Genomic DNA, 17429 nt, shown 5'->3' with positions numbered 1-17429 from the left:
GTTCAATGGGCTTCTCCCTTGAGTTGGGCAGAGATCGCCAGCGGCGCGCGCAGTTGCGGATTGAGCCTGTGTTCGGCGAAAGCGACGAGCCGGGTCAGCGCGAAGTTGATGGCGAGATAGATGACCCCCGCGACGACGAAGACCTCGATCACCCGGTAGCTCTCCGAAATGAGCTTGGCAGCGACGCCGGTGATTTCCATCAGCGTGATGATCGAGGCGAGCGAGGTTGCCTTGACCATGGAGATCATCTCGTTGCCATAGCCGGGCAGCGCCTGGCGAAGCGCCTGCGGCATGACGATGCGGCGGAAGATCATGAAGCGACCCATGCCACAGGCCCGCGCCGCCTCGACCTGGCCGTGCGGCACCGAAAGCAGCCCGCCGCGGATGATCTCGCTGGCATAGGCGGCCGTGTTCAGCATCAGTGCCAGCACCGCGCACCAGTAGGGTTCACGCAGTATCGGCCAGAAAATGCTGTGGCGCACGGCCGGAAACTGGCTGAGACCGTAATAGATCAGGAAGATCTGCACGAGCAGCGGCGTTCCGCGAAACAGGAACACATAGACGCGGGCAAAGAGATCGAGCGCGAGAATGCCGGACAGGCGCGATAGCGCCAGCCCCAGGGCCAGCACCGAGCCGAGCACAATCGAGGTGACGGCAAGCTCCAGCGTCAGCGGCAGCGCCGCAAGCAGGCTCCAGAAGGTTTCGAGGGCGAATTTGATATCCATCAGCCCCTCCTGACGCCGCGCGAGAACCGGCGCTCGGTGACCTGAAGAACGAGGCCCGTGACCGTGGAAATGGCGAGATAGATCATCGCCGCGATGAAGAAGAAGTCGAACGGGCGGCTGGTCGATCCGGCGCCGATCTGCGCCTGGCGCAGCAGTTCGACGACGCCCGTGACCGAGACCAGCGCCGATTCCTTTAGCACCACCTGCCAGACATTGCCGAGCCCGGGCAGCGCATAACGCAGCGTCAGCGGCGCGGTGATGCGGCGGAGCTTGAGCAGCCGCCCCATGCCGCAGGCGGTCGCGGCCTCCAGTTCACCCGGATGGACGGCGCGAAAGGCGCCACGATAGACCTCGGTCTGCTGGGCGCCCGAGGTGATGCCGACCGCAAGTGCGCCGGCGAGGAAACCCGGGAAGCTGACGAAACCCTCCGCGCCGAACAATTGGCCAACGGCGGTCACCACGGCGCTGCCGCCAAAATAGAAGAGATAGATGACCAGCAGGTCGGGAATGCCGCGAAGAATGGTGGTGTAGGCTTCAGCGCACTTCCGGACGACCGGGCCGCCGGAGATTTTCGCCCAGGCACCGAAGGTGCCGATGACGCCGCCGATCGCAAAACCTGCGATCGCGATCAGGATCGTCATCCACGCGCCGGCCGCCAGCGCCGGCCCCCAGCCGTCAGGCCCGAAGCTGATGATGTCAAGGAAACCGGGCTCAGTCATCGCAGCGCCTCCCTTCGCTCTCGATCGATGACTTAACCATGGCTACCCCCGGGGATCGGCGGGTCGACATCATCTGGAATGGGATTGACGAAGGGCGTGCCCTCCAGCCGCGCCGCATGGTCGGCCCTGGCGGCGGCGATCAGCGCCGGATCGAGGATCAGCTCGACCGCCGTGCTCGCCATCACCTTGGCAGCATGCTCCATGCCCTTGTGGGCAGCCGGAAGCTTTCCTTGCGCGACCAACTGCCAGGAGTGGCCGGGCGTGCCGATCGCGTAAGTTGCGCCGCGCATCTGCACCGTCGGCACCACCCAACTGACCGTTCCGACATCGGTGGAGCCGACGAGGGTTCCGGCGCCGTTTTCCGGCGGGAAGATCGTGTCGCAGAGCGAAACGCCTCGGCGCAGTTTCAGGCCGAACCGCTCGAAGGCGGAGGCGATATCCTCGTTTGTGAAGGTCTCCTGGAATTTGGCCGCCATCCTGCGGTCGTCCCCATCGAACTCAGGCGGCCCCAGATGCTCGAGCTGGCGATGCATCAGCGCCTCGAGCGGCGTGTTGCCGATCAGGTTGGCGTCGCCGCTGACGATCTCGTCCGTGACCGTCGTTCCCGTCATCAGCGCTGCACCCTTCGCCACGCTGCGGACGCGTTCGACGAGGTCAAGCAGCTCCGGCAGGCTACGGGCGCGGACGAGATAGCGCGCCTTCGCCCGGGCCTGCACCACGTTGGGCGCATTGCCGCCCGTATCGGTCACCGCATAGTGGATCCGCGCCGAAGACGGCATGTGTTCACGCAAGTAGTTGACGCCGACATTCATCAGTTCGAGCGCATCGAGCGCGCTGCGGCCGAGATGGGGGGCCGCCGAGGCATGCGACGCCCGGCCGCTGAAGCGGAAGTCGAGCTCGTTGCAGGCGAGCGAAATCGGGTTGTTGACACCGGCAAAGGGCGCCGGGTGCCAGGAAATGGCGATGTCGACATCGTCGAACACGCCGGCGCGCACCATGAAGCCCTTGGACGAGCCGCCCTCTTCCGCCGGGCAACCGTAATAGCGGACCCGGCCCTTGATGCCGTTGGCAGCGAGATAATCCTTGACCGCGGTGGCCGCCATCATCGAGCCGGCACCGAGCAGATTGTGGCCGCAGCCGTGGCCATTACCGCCCTCGGTAAGCGGCCGCTCCTCGGCAACGCCGGCCTCCTGGCTCAATCCCGGCAGCGCATCGAACTCGCCGAGGATGGCAATGACCGGCCCGCCCTCGCCCGCCTCGCCCATGACCGCCGTCGGCATGCCGGCAATGCCACGCGACACGCGGAAACCCTCGGCCTCCAGGAGGCGCGCATGTTCGGCCGACGAGCGAAACTCCTCGTAGTTGGTTTCCGGCGTATCCCAGACCCGGTCGCTGAGCACGAAAAACCGCTCGCGCTTGGCTTCGAGGAGGTCCCAGACGGCATCGGCATTTTTCATCGTTTACTAACTTCCGCAACAATAGTAACCAGAATTGGCGCCAATTTATGATAACATTTTCGGATACACAAGAGGGTCGTGAAACATTTCGACCGATGTGCACAACAACGAAAGACGGGCAAGGAATGCCGTTCTGGCGCATTGAATTGTCCAGGGCAGCATCATAGTTTCTCCAAAAATGGAACCAATTCGTCCGCAGCAGGCGCCGCGCGGCAAAAGAGTGTAAGGCAGGGAATGAGCGACGATCTGACGGAAATGCTGGCGGCCGAGGAAAAGCCCGAGGAGAAGAAGGATGTCACCGACCTGTTGCTGCACGACATCCTGACCGGGACATTGCCGGCGGGCACCTGGCTCAAGCAGATCGACCTGGAGCGCCGCTACGATTGCACCCGGCCGGAGGTGCGCCGGGCGCTTGACCGGCTGTCGCAGCGCCGGCTGGTGCAGCACAATCCCAACCGCGGCTACCAGGTCTACGAACTTGACGACCAGCGCACGCGGGAGATCAGCGATATCCGCGTGATCCTGGAGACCGGCGTCGCCGACCGGATGATCGCCAATGTCACGCCGGCGGCCATTGCCGAACTGCGCGGGCTCGCCCGTCGGTTCGACGAAATGTCGTTCCGCGGCTCCATCATGGAGCACTACGACGCCAACCTCGCCTTCCACCGCGCGCTTCTGCTTCTTGCCGGCAATTCCGAGCTCGTCGACGTCGTCGCCGAAATTCGCCAGCGAACGGTATCGGCCCCGGTTTCGCAATGGCGCACGCGGGCCCGCATCGAGCAATCCGCGCGCGAGCACCACCTGATGGTCGATGCGCTGGAAGCCAGGGATCTGGCTGAACTGAAACGGCTGATCGAAATCCACATCCGCCAGGCGCCGATCAGGACCTGAGCGTCTGGCCTTTCGGCGCTTCGCCGGGCAGGCGACCGGTTCGCCGCCCCGCCGACGGCAACTGTGCGCCAAGGGGGAGGCCTTAAACAACTCGAGCTTCAGGCTGCCGGATTTTGAAGCCGCGTGATTGCGCGGCTTCCATAGCGGTCCTGCTCAAGCAGGCAGGTCCCGGGACGACAGCGGACGCGGCACTTCAGTTCGAGTCCGAAGGCCAAAGCTCGCTGTCAGGCCTCAACGAGGATAATCAAGTCAGCCGTCATACTGGCCCCGTTTGACGTCATGCGAAGGCTTCACGAAGCCGCGAATTTCACCGTCACGCCGCGCTGGCGAAAGTATGCCTGCATCAGCTTCCTGCCGGAACGGTTGTTCTGCACGAGCCTGGCCGGGTCGAATACGGCTTCTTTCAAACCCTCCCGCGCCAACGCTGCCTTGAGGGTCGCAATATGCATGTCAATGTCGGCATTGTCCGCCTGCAGCGATTCATAAATGCGGTTTGTTGCATCTGCTACGGTCGGTTCGCTCACGATTACACTCCTGTTGCTGTGTGGCTGGCGCTCGCCACATTCGTCAGCTTGACCCTATTGTGAAGAAAAATGCCCACGTCAATGGGTGACGATGGATTGCAGCATCGCGTCCGCTTTCGAAAATGCGGCACCGGAAGCAGACCAGGAACTACAGCGCCGCGCGTCTTATCAGACGCGCAAAGGTCGCTGTAGCGCTTTGAATTGCTGCATGTTTTTGTCCTTTAACCGGCTACAATTAAAGGAAACATGCAGTAGCCCCTTTCGGTCGAGACGCCACGGCCGCTTCTCGCCAGAAGCGGTGATCTGCTCGGCCATTTCAGGCTTGCTCAAGCTCGAGAATGTTCCCCTCGGGATCGCGTGCATAGGCAATAAGATACGGCTTATCCTTCGTCCCAAAGTCCGTGATCTCGCCAATCTGGCTTCCACCTGCCTGAATGACCTCTGACAGCACAGCGCGAATATCGTCCATCTGGAATGACAGGTGCCCAAAGCCAGGCTCGTTTACCCTTGGCTGGCTCCGATCATGTATGGCCTTGTGCTCATGTATTTCCAGGAAGGGGCGGTCGAGTGCGGGGAACTTGAGCCAGATCGTGTATATCTCGGAGTTGGCAACCCCATTGCCTCTCGACACTTTTTCTCCGGACAACATCCTGGGTTCGCGAAGGGGCTCGCATTTTAAGACGTTCATGTAAAACGCTGCGAGTGCATCCGCGTCGCGGGCGACCAAGTTGATGTGTGCGAGCTTCATGTGGCTATCCAGGTGAAGAGGCAATCGTACCGATTGGTCGGGAAAGCAAAAGGGGCTGCTGTCGGCCGACACAGGTCTTTGGGCACGCTTGGGCACGCACACCCACGGAGTAGAGGACTCCATGAGTTGGAACGCCGGTCGCGATTAACCTGAGCGCGGCGCCTGCGGCGAAAGCTAACCGCCAAACAGGATCGTCACCGCCACCAGCACCGCGCCGATCGCCGTCATCGCGAAGGCCATGGGCCAGGGGCTGCGTCCCATATATTGCCCGAGCCGCGCGCCGACGACGAAGAGCATGGCGAGCGCGATGCCGTTCGAAACGCGCATCGCCAGCGCGACATCGTCGATCAACAGGAAGGGAATGCTGGGCGGCAGCGTCGAGGTGACGACGAGCAGGAAGATGGCGAAAGCCGCCTTCAGGTCATGCCCCGTCACCGCCCTGTGCCTGGGATCGGAGGCAAGCGCCCTCACCCGGAGCAGCAGCGCCTCGGTCTCCTTTGACGAGGATACGCGGCGCACGTCATCCGGCAGGCTTTCGAGAAACTTTTCGCGGGCGCGATCAAGCGGCTCGCGCCGAAGCGTCTCGATAAAGCCGCGGCGACGCGCTCTCTCGACCGCCGTCGTCAGCACATACATGACGCCATCGACGATGCCCCAGGCGACGTTGCAGCCGAGGGCGGCGACGAGCACGGCATTGACCCCACCCTCGCTGCCCGTAACCGTGCTCATCGTTCCCGTGAAGGAAAGCGCCATCAGCAGCCCGAAGATGATCTCCGAGAGGCGATCGATCGGATCGAGAACGGGACGCGTTTGGTCGCTCAAGGTAGTTCGCCCCGCGAGAAGAACCGAAGGGTGGAAGACAGGAGGCAGAAGGCGGCGAACCGCATGCGACCCCCTATTGCATCTGCAGGTCGGCGAAAGCGTCACGCACGTGATCTGCTACCGCCAGCACCGGCGCCGGCGCGTCAGTGATCACCTGCAGGCCGATATTGTAGTGGCCGAGATCCGGCAGGCCGTCGCGTTCGCCGAGTTGCACCATTTCGCCCTGGACGAGGTAGCGCGGCAGCGGCGCGATCGCGAGGCCGGCGAGAACGGCGGCGCGCTGGCCGGTCGTATAGGCGCTCAGGAAAGCGATGCGGAACTTGCGGCCCGCGCGCGACAGTTTCTCCACCGCATCTGCCCGCCAGACGCAGCCATCCTCCCACATCGACACCGGCAGCGGATCCTTCAGATGTGCGTTGCCGCACTTGGCGCCGGCCCAGACCAGCTTCTCCTGCATCAGGATTTCGCCGTTTCTCGGCGTTCCCTCGGTGAGGCTGTTGAAGATGGCAATGTCGAGCCGGTGCTCGTCGACCTTCTTGCGCATCGCATTGCTCATGCCGATCGACACGTCGATCGTCACGTTCGGATAGGACTCCGCAAAACGCTTCAGCACTTCGGGCAGGATGCGCTCGCCGACATCCTCGGGCGCACCGACACGCACGACGCCATTCATGTCCGGCAGCAGGAAGCGCGACACCGTTTCATTGTTGAGCGACAGCAGCCGGCGGGCAAAGCCGAGCAGCATTTCCCCTTTCGGCGTCAGCGTCACCGAGCGCGCGTCACGCAGGAAGAGCGTGCTGCCGAGCATTTCCTCGAGCTTCTTGATCTGCATCGAGACCGCAGACGGGGTGCGATAGACGGTTTCGGCAGCGGTGGTGAAATTGCCGGTCTCGGCGATGGCGACAAACGTCTTCAGCACATCCATTTCAAGAAGCGGTAGCGCGTGGCGCATCATCATGTTCATGGCGGCATCCTCGATCAGAAAAACTGAAAGATAAGTTCACTTCATTTCGTTTGATTGAACATCAGCAATGACCGATAGTCAAGCTCAAGGACGAGGAAGGAAGGAGAAGCCCATGTCCACCGCCGCGCTTGTTATCGCCACTCGACAGAGTTCCCTGTGTAACAGCCCTGCGTCGCAGGCAGTGGTACAGATTCAGCATCGAAGGAGCAACGACATGGTCCTCAACACCCTTACCCAAGTGATCGCCGTACTCGACGGCGTTGTCCGGCAGAGACGCGAAAAGCAGATCGCACGAAATCGGGTGGAAGCCCGGCGCGAACTGGCAAAACTGCCGAAGAGAGTCCGCGACGACGTGATGTTTGCGGACCCGCTAATCAATCACCAAGTTTGATGGAAAGCATCAAACATATTCGTTGGAATGATAGATCGGGTTGCGCCATATATACGATTATGGTCGCGACCTGCTGAGACACTCAGAAGGAGCCATGAAATGTCCAACATTCAGTTTTCATCGGCCTCGGAACGGGCATCCTCCCACTCGTCCCTTCCGGGTCTCTTCAACCTGCGCGTCCGTGCCTGGGCAGCGTGGAAGCGTCACCGCCAGGAACGGGCACTGGAAAACCTGTCCTATGACACGCTGAAGGACATCGGCTTCCCGTCGGTGGACGATGCGGTGCATAAGACCGAACAATGAACGACGGCTTGACCGGCCCCGGGCCGGTCAAAGCAGCCGGATACAGCAAAGGGCATCGCCAAATCGGGCGGTGCCCTTTTCCTTTATGGGTGTGCTCGCTCCCCGCCACCGTCAATCGGGAAAAACAGCGTAAGCCAGCAGTTGCAGAAGAAGCGACGGTGAACTGAGGCAGCAGCCGGCGACGAAACTCGCCAATCCGACCTCCAGGGCTCCGGTGATGCCGTGGTCCTGCCAGCCTGAATAGGCTCCGACGGCGGTTGCGGTCGTGATGATTGAAGCGGCCCACAGCACTCGGACCAACGATACCAGGCGAGTGGCGGTCGCTTTGTCCGGTCTCATGCAAAAACCACCCCGTCGGATGTTTCGGTAGCTATGCATGTAGTATGGAAAACGCGCGCCGCCAGAGGCGCGAGGTGTCCGTAATCCCGCCCCCCGCATTTCCTATAGCCGATCGCGGCACGGCCGGCTCTGCGCCCTCGCCCGCTATCGAGGACCGACTTGTCTCATACCGACACCGGGAAACCCGCCCGAAAGGTCGCAATCGGCAAACACAACTCTGGCGCGCGCTTTGCGAATGTTGCGTATCTCTGGCAGTTCTTGTCCGATAGCGTCAGCTGCGCTGTAAAAACTGTCGCTTTCCTTACAAAAGCCTGAAAGACCGGCCGAATCGCCTTTTGCCGAGCTATGTCGCAATGCGAAATCTCTTTGCGGTCGTTGCTTTCCATGCCAATGTCGCAAACAGACAAGCCGAAGAGTATCTTCCAAGCGACGAATATACGCCATCGCCAAGCATGGGAAGCCTCATGAACAAGCCACTGACCAAAAAGCGTTCTCTCGTCTTCTTCCTGGTGCCGAACTTTTCCATGCTGCCCTTTTCGGCGGCGATCGAAACGCTCCGCATCGCCAACCGCATGCTCGGCTACGAGGCCTATACCTGGCGCCTCGCTTCGTCCGACGGCGAAAAAGTCCTGTCGTCGAGCGGCATCGCGCTCGAGGTCAATTCGTCGCTTGCCGACGAGCGCAAGTTTCTCGGCGGCGAGAACCGCCCGTCGATGGTGCTGGTCTGTTCCGGCATCTATGTCGAGGATTTCAACAACAAGTCGGTCAATGCCTGGCTGCGCGAGGTCTACAATCGCGGCGTCGCCGTCGGCAGCCTCTGCACCGGCGCCCATGTGCTGGCGTCTGCCGGCCTTTTGACCGGCAAGCGCTGCGCCATCCACTGGGAAAACCTGCCGGGCTTTTCCGAAAGCTTTCCGCAGGTCGACGTCTATGCCGACCTCTACGAGATCGACAGCAACATCTATACCTGCGCCGGCGGCACCGCCTCGCTCGACATGATGCTGAACCTGATCGACCAGGATTTTGGCGAGAACCTCGTCAACCGCGTCTGCGAACAGGCGCTGACCGACCGGGTGCGCGGGCCGCATGACCGCCAGCGCCTGCCGCTGCGCGCCCGCCTCGGCGTGCAGAATGCCAAGGTGCTGTCGATCATCGAATTGATGGAGGCAAACCTCGCCGAGCCGCTGTCGCTGCTCGAAATCGCCGAGGGCGCCGATCTCTCGCGCCGCCAGATCGAACGGCTTTTCCGCCAGGAAATGGGCCGGTCGCCGGCCCGCTACTACTTGGAGATCCGCCTCGACCGCGCCCGGCACCTGCTGATCCAGTCGTCGATGCCGGTCGTCGAAGTCGCCGTAGCCTGCGGCTTCGTCTCCGCCTCGCATTTCTCCAAGTGTTATCGCGAACTCTACAATCGTTCACCGCAGCAGGAGCGCGCGGACCGCAAGCTGACGCTGCAGATGGCGCGGTAAAGAACGACATAAAGACAAGTGCGAAGGGCGGAGCGATCCGCCCTTTTTCGTTTTGCGACACGGGCTGCAAAGTTTACCGGCTGCGAGCCCCCCTCTCCGTCATGCTCGGGCTTGACCCGAGCATCCAGGCACCAACGCGCCGTGCGGCATGGATCCTCGGGTCGAGTCCGAGGATGACGAGAAGAGAGGTCGGCACGCCGCACCCCGCTTCTGCTCCCGCGCCTTTATCGCCCTGGTTTTGTCACCGCGCCCCGGTCGGCACGAAGTACAGCTTGCACGCTCACCGCTGAGATATGACTGTTTGCGGCATCCGCGAATCATGCCCGAGCCGCAGGACATTGGCTCTGCCGCAGACCCCATCATCACCATCAGGAGCAACGCGTCATATGGCACCGGTTGAGATCGATCCCGCCAAGGTCCGCGAATTTAAGGATGCCCAGAGCTTCTATGACTGGCTCAGCGCCCATCATCAGAGCGAAGACGAAGTCTGGATCAAGACCCACAAGGTCGGCTCCGGGCTCGTGTCGATCACGCCCAAGGAGGCGATCGATGTGGTGCTTTGCTGGGGCTGGATCGATGGCGTGCGCAAAGGGCTGGACGAGAAGAGCTTCCTGCAGCGCTATTCGCCGCGCGGCAAGAAAAGCATCTGGAGCAAGATCAACGTCGACAATGTCGCGCGGCTGATTGCGGAGGGACGCATGACGGAGCACGGCCTCAAACAGGTGGAGGCCGCCAAGGCCGACGGGCGCTGGGACCGTGCCTATGGAAGCGGCAAGGACATGAAAATCCCCAGCGACCTGCAGGCGGCGATCGATGCCGAGCCCAAGGCGAAAGAAATGCTGGCAACACTCAGCGCCCAGAACCGCTTCGCGCTGGCCTTTCGCACCCACAACATGAAGACCGAGGCCGGCCGCAAGAAGAAGATCGAGACCCTTGTCGAGATGCTGAAGCGGGGCGAGACGATCTATCCGCAAAAAAGCAAATGAAAGGCAATTGCGGAGCGCGACCGAAGCGCCGGCCTGCACCCTCGCAACCCGGCACCGCCGGAGGCCCGAAACGGATCGCGCCTTCGTTGCCCGGAAAGAGGCCGAGCACGACGAGGCCGAGCGACGGCCCCACGGCCGGTACGACAAGCGCCTTTCGCTATCCCTGCCCGTGAAAAGCGCGTTCCAGTTCGGCGATGTCGAGCTTGATCATGCCGAGCATGGCTTCCGTCGCGCGCTTGGCACGTGCACGGTCCGAATGGGCGACCATGTCGCCAAGCACCCGCGGCGCGATCTGCCAGCAGAGGCCCCAGCGGTCGCGGATCCAGCCGCATTGCTCGGGTTCTCCGCCGTTATCGAGGATCGCGCTCCACAGCCGGTCGATCTCCTCCTGGCTGTCGCACTGGATCATGATCGAGAAGGCATGGTTGAACGGATCGAGCGGCCCGGCTTCGAGTGCCATGAACTGCTGATTGCCAAGCATGAACTCGATGACCTGAACGCTACCGGGCGGTCCGCTCGGGCTTTCCGCCGGCAAGGTGGTGATGCGCGTGATCGCCGAGTTGGGAACGAGGGAAATATAGAAGTCGACCGCCTCGCGCGCCTCCTTCGCAAACCAGAGATTTGAAACAACATTCGTCATCTGTCGGCTCCTCTTCGTACCGCTTGAGCATGTGCGAGTAACCGAAGGACGTTCGACTTCGTTCCAAGTCGACACGTGGCGCATCTTTTTTCTGAAGGCCGGTCTGCGGCTCGGCCCGGGAGCTTACGACGCCAGCGCGTCGAGCAGAGCGAGCTCGGAGATCACCCGGTTTCGGCCCGCATGTTTGGCCATATAGAGAAACTGGTCGGCGGCGTGCAGGTAGTTCTCGAAGGCTTCCGGCGTCTCGATGGTCGCAAGGCCGATCGAGACGGTGATCGTCAGTTCCTCGTCGTCGGCGACGATGCGGGATTTCGCCAGCTCCATCCTCAGCCCGTCGCAGAAGGCGAAGGCGCGGCGCACATCGCAGCCGTTGAAGAGGATGCCGAACTCCTCGCCGCCGAGGCGGGCAAGCAGATGCTCGTCGCCGACGAGGGCTGCCAGCCGTTTGGCCACGTGTCTCAGCACGATGTCGCCGATCTCGTGGCCGTAGGTGTCGTTGAGCCGCTTGAAATGGTCGATATCGAGTATGGCGATCGCCGTCGGCTCGCCGCGCCTCAGGCACTGCTCCACCAGGCGCGGGCCGGCAAGGAAGAAGTGACGGCGGTTGTAGAGATCGGTGAGATAGTCGCTCGCCGCCTGGCGCTGCAGCGTCTGCAGGCGCTTTTGCACGCCAGCGGCTTGCGCGATGCGGCCGTTGAACTCCGCTTCGAGGAACGGTTTCTGGATGAAATCGGTACCGCCTGCTTCGAGAAAGCGGGCGCCCGCTCTTCGGTCACCGCTGTCGGAGAGCCCGATCACCGGCAGCGCGCCATCGCCCTGCCGGCGTTCCACTTCGGCAAGCAGGGCGGCACCGGTCATATCGGCGAGATCGAGATCGGTGACGACCAGATCAACCGCTTCGCCGCTGTCGAGCACCTGCAGCGCATCGGCAGCGGACGCGACCTCGCAGACGGAGATGCGCTGCCTTCTCAGGATACCGGCAAGCTCGCTGCGCGAGGCGGTATCGGAATCGGCAAGCAGCACCGTCGTCTTGCCATTGGTAAGCGCCCGGTCGACGGCGCCGATCAGGAGATTGATCGATTCAGGCTGATGTTTGATGACGCAATCGAGCACGCCGCGCCCGAGGATTTCTTCGCGCGTTTGGTCGTTGAAGGCCGCGGTGAAGACGACGGCCGGCACCTGATGGGCAAGCACGAATTCGAGCGCCTCGCAATTGGGCGCGTCCGGCAGGTTGAGGTCGAGCACTGCGAGCGAGAAGCTTTCCGGCGCCTGCTCCAGCGCTTCCCTGAGCGCCGCAAGCGAGCTGCAATGGGTGACGCGGATGCCGTGGACGGACTCGAGCCCGTATTTCAGCGCCGTCGCGAACATCCGGGAATCTTCGACAAGGAGCATGCGCTTGTCGCTGTGCTTTTGCACAGAATTCAGCCGGCCTGGCGTGCGGCGCAATCTCACGTCCCTGCAACCCCTCTCGAGCCGCAGGCGTGCTTCCCTTGAAGGGGGTGACGCTGGCTCCGAATATATGAATAGATCCTGCCACTGACCGCACCGACCCATTGGCCGGCGTGGTCTGGTGTGACCGGGCTCCCCGCTCCTGCTGGGGCGGATTGAAGACCGATCGGATTGCAATTTCGTTAATGGAGCAACCTGCGCGCGGGATTTCGCGCAGATTGCAACAAAATTTTGGGGATTATTTCTCGTATCAGGCCGAAGCCTGCGCCGGAACCCCAGCCTTTTCACTGAGGGTGCGGATCTTCGTCAGCGTGTCCAGGTTCTGGTTGACGCGGCAGTAGAATTCCTCGTTGACGAAGGGACGGACAATGAAGTCGTTGCCGCCGGCCTTGAGGAAACGCGCCGACAAAAGCCGGTTGGTGGAGGACGAGACGCCGATGATGCGCAGCTGATGCGGCCCGTAGGAACCACGGATGCGCCGCGTCAGTTCGAAGCCGTCGATATCGGGCATGTTGTAGTCGGTGATGACAAGGCCGATATCCGGATTGTTCTTGAGGATTTCGAGCGCCATCGCACCGTTTTCGGCCGAGCTGGTGCGGAAATTGTAGCGCTTGAGCTGCGTCGTCAGGAGCGCGCGCGCCGTCGGGCTGTCGTCGACGATCAGCACGTGGTGCTTGTGGTTGGTGAGGAAACGGCAGACGGACTCCGCCAGCATGTCGACGGCAAAGACGCTGTCCTTGATGACGTAGTCGACGATCTCCTTGGCGAGGATCTTTTCGCGCGTCGACTCCTGGAAGGAACCGGTAAAGACGACGGTCGGCACGCTCATGTCGATCAGATAGTTGAGCGCCTCGCCGTTCTCCGCCCCCGGAAGGTTGATGTTGGAGATGGCGAGCGATGCCGGAAAAGTCGCGTTTTCGACCGCGAACTGCAGATCGTCATAGTCGCGGCAGACGATGACATCGATGTCGAACAGCTCTTTCAGCCGCTTCGAAACCATCGACGAGAAGAGGTTGGAGTCCTCGGCAAGCACGATACGGTGCTGGGCAAGGGATTCGCCGGAATAATACATTCCGGAAACGCCAAAAAACGACATTGAACGCCTATGTAAAAGAGTGTCCCCCAACAGCGCCCAAGCGTTCTTCATGCCCGCAAAGTCACTGTAACTTGCAGCCGCCATGCTAGTGGAGAAAGGCTTTCTCTGGTGTTAATGAGCAACCGACGAAATGCGAGGTCGCGTGCTGGCATGACACGCTCCGGACGCTGCCATCGCCGCAGGGGTCAATGCCGGGGCGCCAGGCCGCGCCGCTCATCGGCCGTCTTGCGGATGACTTCGGCGATCTCCGGATTGCTGCTCGACAGCATCTGGAAATCCTCCGCATAGAGCGATAGCAGCGAGACTTCGGTGGCGGCACTGACGGTCGCCGAGCGTGGCTCGCCCGTGATCAGCGCCATTTCGCCGAAGAAGCTGCCGGGGCCGAGTTCGATGGGTGTCGGCGAAGGGGTCGCAATGCTGACGCGGCCCTCGACGATGAAGAACATCTGGTCGCCCGCCTCGCCCTTGCGGCAGATGACGGCGCCCGCCGGCACCACCCGTGGCCGGAGCGCCCTGACGATCTCGACGAAGGCGGCCGAGCCGAGCTTCTGGAACAACGGCACCGCCGCAACCAGCTGCCAGTTGCGCACGAAATCCTGGCGGCGCACCTCCTCGAAGAAGCCGGTGGCAAGAATGCCGGCCCACAGCGCGAAGATGCCGATGCCGCACATCATGACGAGTCCCGCCAGCACCCGGCCGGCAAAGGTCATCGGGATCTCGTCGCCATAGCCGGTGGTCGAAAGTGTCACCACCGCCCACCACATGGCCTGGGGAATGCTGCCGAACTTGTCCGGCTGGATGTCGCGCTCGATCAGATAGGCAAACAGCGATGCGCCGAAAAGCAGGATGCCGAAGACCGAGGTGACGCCGACGAGATTGGGTGCGGCCCGCGCCACCACCCGGCCGAGCAGCCGAAAGAAGGTGAAATGACGCAGCGGCTTCAACAGCCAGATGGCGCAATAAAGGCTCTGGTCACGCGGGCCGGCAAGGACAAAACCGACAAGCGGAACCACCACGGCAAAAAGATCGATGACGAGTTCGGGCGTGCGGCCGCGATCGTCCTTCGTCCGCTGCCGCATCACCGTATCGACCAGTTGCAGAACATAGATGGCCCAGATACCGGCCAGCAGAAACTCCAGCGACAGCTTCGCCGTCAGGCCAATATCCCGCGCCGTCAGCGCCGCGACCGTAACAAGTCCCGCCGCCGCCAAAATCCCGTTGAGCGGCGCGGAGATTTTCAGGAAAGGCCGTGCCGACATTCACTCCCCCAGCGACCCGCGCCCTCAGGCGATATCTCGGCCGGACACGCGAGCGGCGCAGCAACGCTTTGATCTTAAGCACAATTCCGTTGATGAATCGACGCTTAAATAAGGGATGGCAGACTGACCGCGACGCGCGCTCTAGTAGCGCGTGCCGACAGGCCCTTCGTCGGCTGCCTGTTCGCGATCCTCCTGGTACTGTTCGGCCCCCTCGACCGGCCTGAGCCATGGCTCGCGCCGCTTGATCCAGAGCTCGTAGCTCGGCTTAAGCGAGGTCGGCGCGTCGGACAGGATACCGAGCTTGACCTCCGCCTCACGCGCATCGATCGAAAAAACCCGCGACCCGCAATCGGGACAGAAACACCGTCCCTGAAACTCCGACGTATCGCCGGTACGTTCAAACTGGTCTGCGGGCCAGATGCCATAGAAGGTAAAGGCCGAACCGCTTTCCTTCCGGCAATCCATGCAGTGGCAGATACCGACGCGCAGAGGTTCGCCACGAAGCGATACTTGCACCTGACCGCAGAGGCATTTTCCCGAGTAGATCGTCATGTGTCTCATCCTGCTTCGCAACTGCTGGATCCGGAAAACGACAGAGGCGGGTATTGGGTTCCCGCGGGACGGTTGGGCTTCGATCTCACGCGGTCGCGCAAAAAATGCGCGCCATGCCGCGAGGTATGTTTGGTCGGAACCTTTGTCCGTCCCATGGCTTCTGTAAATTGTAAACGGAGGAATCAAACCATGGCACATGCCGACGAACAGGAGATCATCGATCTCGAACAGGAATTCTGGCGGACCATTCTGGAGAAGGATACCGAAGCATCGGTGGCGATGCTGCCCGACCGGTCGATCGTCGTGGGGGCGCAAGGGGCGGCCGTTCTTACCCGCGATGACTATCGCAGGATGGCCGACCAGGCCGAAGGCTCCTGGAAGCTCAACGCGTTTCGCCTCGACGACGTCAGCGTCATCTTTCCGCGCGAGGACGTAGCCGTCATCGCCTACACGGTGACGGAAGAGATGGAAGTCGAGGGCGAGCCTTTGACGATAAAGGCGGCCGACGCCACCACCTGGATCCGCAAGGACGGTGGATGGTTGGCCTCCCTTTACACGGAATCGGTGCTCGGCGATCCCTTCGGAACGCGTCTGACGCCCTGCATTCGGCGTGCTGCGAACACGTGGGCCGCAACGCCGCGCACCCGATCTGACCGCGGGCAGACGGAAAATCACTGAACCGTCGTGATCTCCGGCGGAAGCCACTTGCCTTCAAGGAATTCCTCGCGGGGCGAATAGAGGCGCATGAGCAGGTTGAACGGTGCTTTTCCGACCGGCAACCAGTTCGCCTCCTTGTCCTTGCCCGGAGAATCCGCCTGGATGTAGAGATCGACCGAGCCGTCACTATTGGCAACGAGCTTGTCGCGGTCGCCGATTGCCTGACGCTTCAACGTATTCGGGATCAGATAGCCTTCAGCGTCATAAGCTGTCACAGACCAGAACGCATCCACCGGTGGCAGCTTGCCCTTGTCGAAATGTAGGACGTACTTGTTGGCGCCATCCAGCGGACGGCCTTCGTTGTCACTGGAAAGCGCCGGATAGACCGCGTCCTGCGGCAGATTCTCGCCGACGCAGCATTGGGCGATCGCCGCGCGGTAGAGATAGTCCACGCCATAGGCGCCGCTGCGGGTGGTATAGACCCACCCCTTGCCGCCCGTACCGGCAGCCTTGTTGCCCTCGGCCACGACCAGCGCCTTGCCATCACCGTAACCACGCTCGAACGCCTTTTGAAGGCTGGGCGACGACGCCTTCAGATCGAAGCTCTCACCAAGCTTGAAACCAACCCGCTCCAGGCGGTGAATCATAGGATAATCGACCGGGTTCGGCGGATTGTCCTGCAACAGCTCGGCGAAGCGCTTGAAAAAGCCGGCGGCGTCCATCTGGTCCACAAGAACCGGCGGCGGCGTCTTCATGTCGATGGAGGGATCGACCTTGCCCTTGGCCGGTGCATAGGAACCTTTGCCCCAGGCAGAGAGTGGTGTCAGCTTGTAGCGATCCTGCACCTTGTGGACGCTTTCATAGTCTGCCGCACCGTTGGTCTGCGTACGTCCGATCATCCAGACGTAGCGCGTGGGGCTCCTGATCAATTCCAACCCATCCGGTGCGCTGCCACTCCATTGCGGCCCTACCACCAGGAATTCCCGCGCCATATTCCTCCCGGTCGTCCGCGTGCCCGGAACGGCGAACACATCCGTCCAGAGGCTCAGCATCGGCAACAGGAAGTAGCGGTCAGTCGCAGGCACCGACAGGACAACCGGCTCCGCCGTCAGGTCGAGCGTGGCGGCCGAATAGAGAGTGTCGACGTTCTCGCGGATAACAATTTTGTCGTCGGGGTTGGGAAAAGCGCGCGCGTGATGAAACTGATTGGGCGGGCCGAAGGCATCGCCGTCGACCGCCTCGGCGAAGTTCGACAATTTCTGCAGGGTCGTATGCGTCAACACCAGCGGATAGGCATAGACATAGGCGTCCCTGGCGATGGCATAGGCTTCCTGTTCGGTAACATCCTCTGCGCAGGCGGGGCCAGCAAGCGCCAGGAGCGCAAGCGGGATCAATTTGAGGGCTACTCTTATCAAGATGGTTCTCCTTTGCGGCTTGC

Annotated in this window: 20 protein-coding genes; 6 read left to right on the top strand and 14 right to left on the bottom strand. The window is 61.9% G+C overall.

Annotated features, from left to right (window positions below):
• Positions 1-2 precede the first annotated feature (2 nt).
• The 3 genes from V7S54_RS05160 to V7S54_RS05150 are packed head-to-tail and all read right to left on the bottom strand — an operon-like array spanning position 3 to position 2901.
• A complete protein-coding gene (locus tag V7S54_RS05160) occupies positions 3-725 on the bottom strand; it encodes an ABC transporter permease (protein WP_336408424.1) in 723 nt (240 codons plus the stop codon).
• Positions 725-1444, bottom strand: a complete 720-nt coding sequence (locus V7S54_RS05155) for an ABC transporter permease (RefSeq protein WP_336408425.1) — start codon at positions 1442-1444, stop codon at positions 725-727. The genes V7S54_RS05160 and V7S54_RS05155 overlap by 1 nt, the downstream gene beginning before the upstream one ends.
• A 32-nt stretch (positions 1445-1476) precedes the next feature.
• Positions 1477-2901, bottom strand: coding sequence for a M20 family metallopeptidase (locus V7S54_RS05150; RefSeq protein WP_065376579.1), 1425 nt, complete (start codon positions 2899-2901; stop codon positions 1477-1479).
• A gap of 234 nt (positions 2902-3135) precedes the next feature.
• Here V7S54_RS05150 and V7S54_RS05145 point away from each other — a divergent pair, with 234 nt between their 5' ends.
• Positions 3136-3792: a GntR family transcriptional regulator gene (locus V7S54_RS05145; protein WP_058327032.1), complete on the top strand. Its 657-nt coding sequence runs from the start codon at positions 3136-3138 to the stop codon at positions 3790-3792.
• Between the two features lie 290 nt (positions 3793-4082).
• Here V7S54_RS05145 and V7S54_RS05140 read toward each other — a convergent pair whose 3' ends face one another.
• The 4 genes from V7S54_RS05140 to V7S54_RS05125 form a co-directional block, all read right to left on the bottom strand.
• The gene (locus V7S54_RS05140; RefSeq protein ID WP_082616074.1) at positions 4083-4319 is read right to left on the bottom strand and encodes a hypothetical protein; all 237 of its coding nucleotides are present in this window, start codon (positions 4317-4319) and stop codon (positions 4083-4085) included.
• 313 nt (positions 4320-4632) lie between these two features.
• Positions 4633-5064, bottom strand: a complete 432-nt coding sequence (locus tag V7S54_RS05135; protein WP_065376580.1) for a VOC family protein — start codon at positions 5062-5064, stop codon at positions 4633-4635.
• A gap of 174 nt (positions 5065-5238) precedes the next feature.
• A complete protein-coding gene (locus tag V7S54_RS05130; RefSeq protein WP_065376581.1) occupies positions 5239-5886 on the bottom strand; it encodes a VIT1/CCC1 transporter family protein in 648 nt (215 codons plus the stop codon).
• Between the two features lie 73 nt (positions 5887-5959).
• Complete coding sequence (locus V7S54_RS05125; RefSeq protein WP_057254074.1) at positions 5960-6850, bottom strand: LysR substrate-binding domain-containing protein; 891 nt, start codon at positions 6848-6850, stop codon at positions 5960-5962.
• A 112-nt stretch (positions 6851-6962) separates the two neighbouring features.
• Here V7S54_RS05125 and V7S54_RS05120 point away from each other — a divergent pair, with 112 nt between their 5' ends.
• Together V7S54_RS05120 and V7S54_RS05115 are read left to right on the top strand one after the other, a co-directional pair.
• The gene (locus V7S54_RS05120; RefSeq protein ID WP_065376582.1) at positions 6963-7241 is read left to right on the top strand and encodes a hypothetical protein; all 279 of its coding nucleotides are present in this window, start codon (positions 6963-6965) and stop codon (positions 7239-7241) included.
• A gap of 99 nt (positions 7242-7340) precedes the next feature.
• Complete coding sequence (locus V7S54_RS05115) at positions 7341-7544, top strand: hypothetical protein (RefSeq protein ID WP_057254070.1); 204 nt, start codon at positions 7341-7343, stop codon at positions 7542-7544.
• A 111-nt stretch (positions 7545-7655) separates the two neighbouring features.
• On the opposite strand, the gene V7S54_RS05110 is transcribed toward V7S54_RS05115, so the two are convergent.
• Entirely contained in the window at positions 7656-7883 is a 228-nt protein-coding gene (locus tag V7S54_RS05110; RefSeq protein ID WP_065376583.1) for a hypothetical protein, read from the bottom strand.
• Between the two features lie 464 nt (positions 7884-8347).
• On the opposite strand from V7S54_RS05110, the gene V7S54_RS05105 reads away from it, so the two are divergent.
• Together V7S54_RS05105 and V7S54_RS05100 are read left to right on the top strand one after the other, a co-directional pair.
• On the top strand, positions 8348-9352 hold the full coding sequence (locus tag V7S54_RS05105) for a GlxA family transcriptional regulator (RefSeq protein WP_057254457.1): 1005 nt from the start codon (positions 8348-8350) through the stop codon (positions 9350-9352).
• Positions 9353-9738: 386 nt separating this feature from the next.
• Positions 9739-10338: a YdeI/OmpD-associated family protein gene (locus V7S54_RS05100; protein WP_065376584.1), complete on the top strand. Its 600-nt coding sequence runs from the start codon at positions 9739-9741 to the stop codon at positions 10336-10338.
• Between the two features lie 157 nt (positions 10339-10495).
• Here V7S54_RS05100 and V7S54_RS05095 read toward each other — a convergent pair whose 3' ends face one another.
• The 5 genes from V7S54_RS05095 to V7S54_RS05075 form a co-directional block, all read right to left on the bottom strand.
• Entirely contained in the window at positions 10496-10978 is a 483-nt protein-coding gene (locus V7S54_RS05095) for a VOC family protein (RefSeq protein ID WP_065376585.1), read from the bottom strand.
• A gap of 123 nt (positions 10979-11101) precedes the next feature.
• Positions 11102-12370: a diguanylate cyclase gene (locus tag V7S54_RS05090; RefSeq protein ID WP_336408426.1), complete on the bottom strand. Its 1269-nt coding sequence runs from the start codon at positions 12368-12370 to the stop codon at positions 11102-11104.
• A 307-nt stretch (positions 12371-12677) separates the two neighbouring features.
• Positions 12678-13523 (bottom strand): response regulator, encoded by an 846-nt coding sequence (locus tag V7S54_RS05085; RefSeq protein WP_065376586.1) that lies wholly within the window; start codon positions 13521-13523, stop codon positions 12678-12680.
• A 185-nt stretch (positions 13524-13708) separates the two neighbouring features.
• Positions 13709-14782 carry a cyclic nucleotide-gated ion channel gene (locus V7S54_RS05080; protein ID WP_065376587.1) on the bottom strand — a complete coding sequence of 358 codons (1074 nt, stop codon included), beginning with the start codon at positions 14780-14782 and terminating at the stop codon, positions 13709-13711.
• A 141-nt stretch (positions 14783-14923) separates the two neighbouring features.
• Positions 14924-15334, bottom strand: a complete 411-nt coding sequence (locus V7S54_RS05075) for a GFA family protein (protein WP_065376588.1) — start codon at positions 15332-15334, stop codon at positions 14924-14926.
• A gap of 189 nt (positions 15335-15523) precedes the next feature.
• Between V7S54_RS05075 and V7S54_RS05070 the strand changes: the two genes are divergently transcribed.
• Positions 15524-16012 carry a nuclear transport factor 2 family protein gene (locus tag V7S54_RS05070; RefSeq protein ID WP_336408427.1) on the top strand — a complete coding sequence of 163 codons (489 nt, stop codon included), beginning with the start codon at positions 15524-15526 and terminating at the stop codon, positions 16010-16012.
• On the opposite strand, the gene V7S54_RS05065 is transcribed toward V7S54_RS05070, so the two are convergent.
• Positions 16006-17406 (bottom strand): DUF1254 domain-containing protein, encoded by a 1401-nt coding sequence (locus V7S54_RS05065; RefSeq protein WP_234793182.1) that lies wholly within the window; start codon positions 17404-17406, stop codon positions 16006-16008. The two genes, V7S54_RS05070 and V7S54_RS05065, sit on opposite strands and share 7 nt — an antisense overlap.
• Positions 17407-17429 lie beyond the last annotated feature (23 nt).

It is taken from the genome of Ensifer sp. CCNWLY38 (genome assembly GCF_037120565.1).
GTDB lineage: Bacteria > Pseudomonadota > Alphaproteobacteria > Rhizobiales > Rhizobiaceae > Ensifer > Ensifer adhaerens_H.
This window is presented reverse-complemented; position numbering and strand designations above follow the sequence as displayed.

What these genes read in the sequence shown, in the direction of transcription:
- V7S54_RS05095 (WP_065376585.1), bottom strand. Translation starts at nt 10,978, where the DNA reads ATGACGAATGTTGTTTCAAATCTCTGGTTTGCGAAGGAGGCGCGCGAG.
- V7S54_RS05115 (WP_057254070.1), top strand. Translation starts at nt 7,341, where the DNA reads ATGTCCAACATTCAGTTTTCATCGGCCTCGGAACGGGCATCCTCCCAC.
- V7S54_RS05070 (WP_336408427.1), top strand. Translation starts at nt 15,524, where the DNA reads ATGGCACATGCCGACGAACAGGAGATCATCGATCTCGAACAGGAATTC.
- V7S54_RS05150 (WP_065376579.1), bottom strand. Translation starts at nt 2,901, where the DNA reads ATGAAAAATGCCGATGCCGTCTGGGACCTCCTCGAAGCCAAGCGCGAG.
- V7S54_RS05085 (WP_065376586.1), bottom strand. Translation starts at nt 13,523, where the DNA reads ATGTCGTTTTTTGGCGTTTCCGGAATGTATTATTCCGGCGAATCCCTT.
- V7S54_RS05105 (WP_057254457.1), top strand. Translation starts at nt 8,348, where the DNA reads ATGAACAAGCCACTGACCAAAAAGCGTTCTCTCGTCTTCTTCCTGGTG.
- V7S54_RS05160 (WP_336408424.1), bottom strand. Translation starts at nt 725, where the DNA reads ATGGATATCAAATTCGCCCTCGAAACCTTCTGGAGCCTGCTTGCGGCG.
- V7S54_RS05120 (WP_065376582.1), top strand. Translation starts at nt 6,963, where the DNA reads ATGTCCACCGCCGCGCTTGTTATCGCCACTCGACAGAGTTCCCTGTGT.
- V7S54_RS05155 (WP_336408425.1), bottom strand. Translation starts at nt 1,444, where the DNA reads ATGACTGAGCCCGGTTTCCTTGACATCATCAGCTTCGGGCCTGACGGC.
- V7S54_RS05145 (WP_058327032.1), top strand. Translation starts at nt 3,136, where the DNA reads ATGAGCGACGATCTGACGGAAATGCTGGCGGCCGAGGAAAAGCCCGAG.
- V7S54_RS05110 (WP_065376583.1), bottom strand. Translation starts at nt 7,883, where the DNA reads ATGAGACCGGACAAAGCGACCGCCACTCGCCTGGTATCGTTGGTCCGA.
- V7S54_RS05125 (WP_057254074.1), bottom strand. Translation starts at nt 6,850, where the DNA reads ATGAACATGATGATGCGCCACGCGCTACCGCTTCTTGAAATGGATGTG.
- V7S54_RS05090 (WP_336408426.1), bottom strand. Translation starts at nt 12,370, where the DNA reads ATGCTCCTTGTCGAAGATTCCCGGATGTTCGCGACGGCGCTGAAATAC.
- V7S54_RS05075 (WP_065376588.1), bottom strand. Translation starts at nt 15,334, where the DNA reads ATGACGATCTACTCGGGAAAATGCCTCTGCGGTCAGGTGCAAGTATCG.
- V7S54_RS05135 (WP_065376580.1), bottom strand. Translation starts at nt 5,064, where the DNA reads ATGAAGCTCGCACACATCAACTTGGTCGCCCGCGACGCGGATGCACTC.
- V7S54_RS05100 (WP_065376584.1), top strand. Translation starts at nt 9,739, where the DNA reads ATGGCACCGGTTGAGATCGATCCCGCCAAGGTCCGCGAATTTAAGGAT.
- V7S54_RS05080 (WP_065376587.1), bottom strand. Translation starts at nt 14,782, where the DNA reads ATGTCGGCACGGCCTTTCCTGAAAATCTCCGCGCCGCTCAACGGGATT.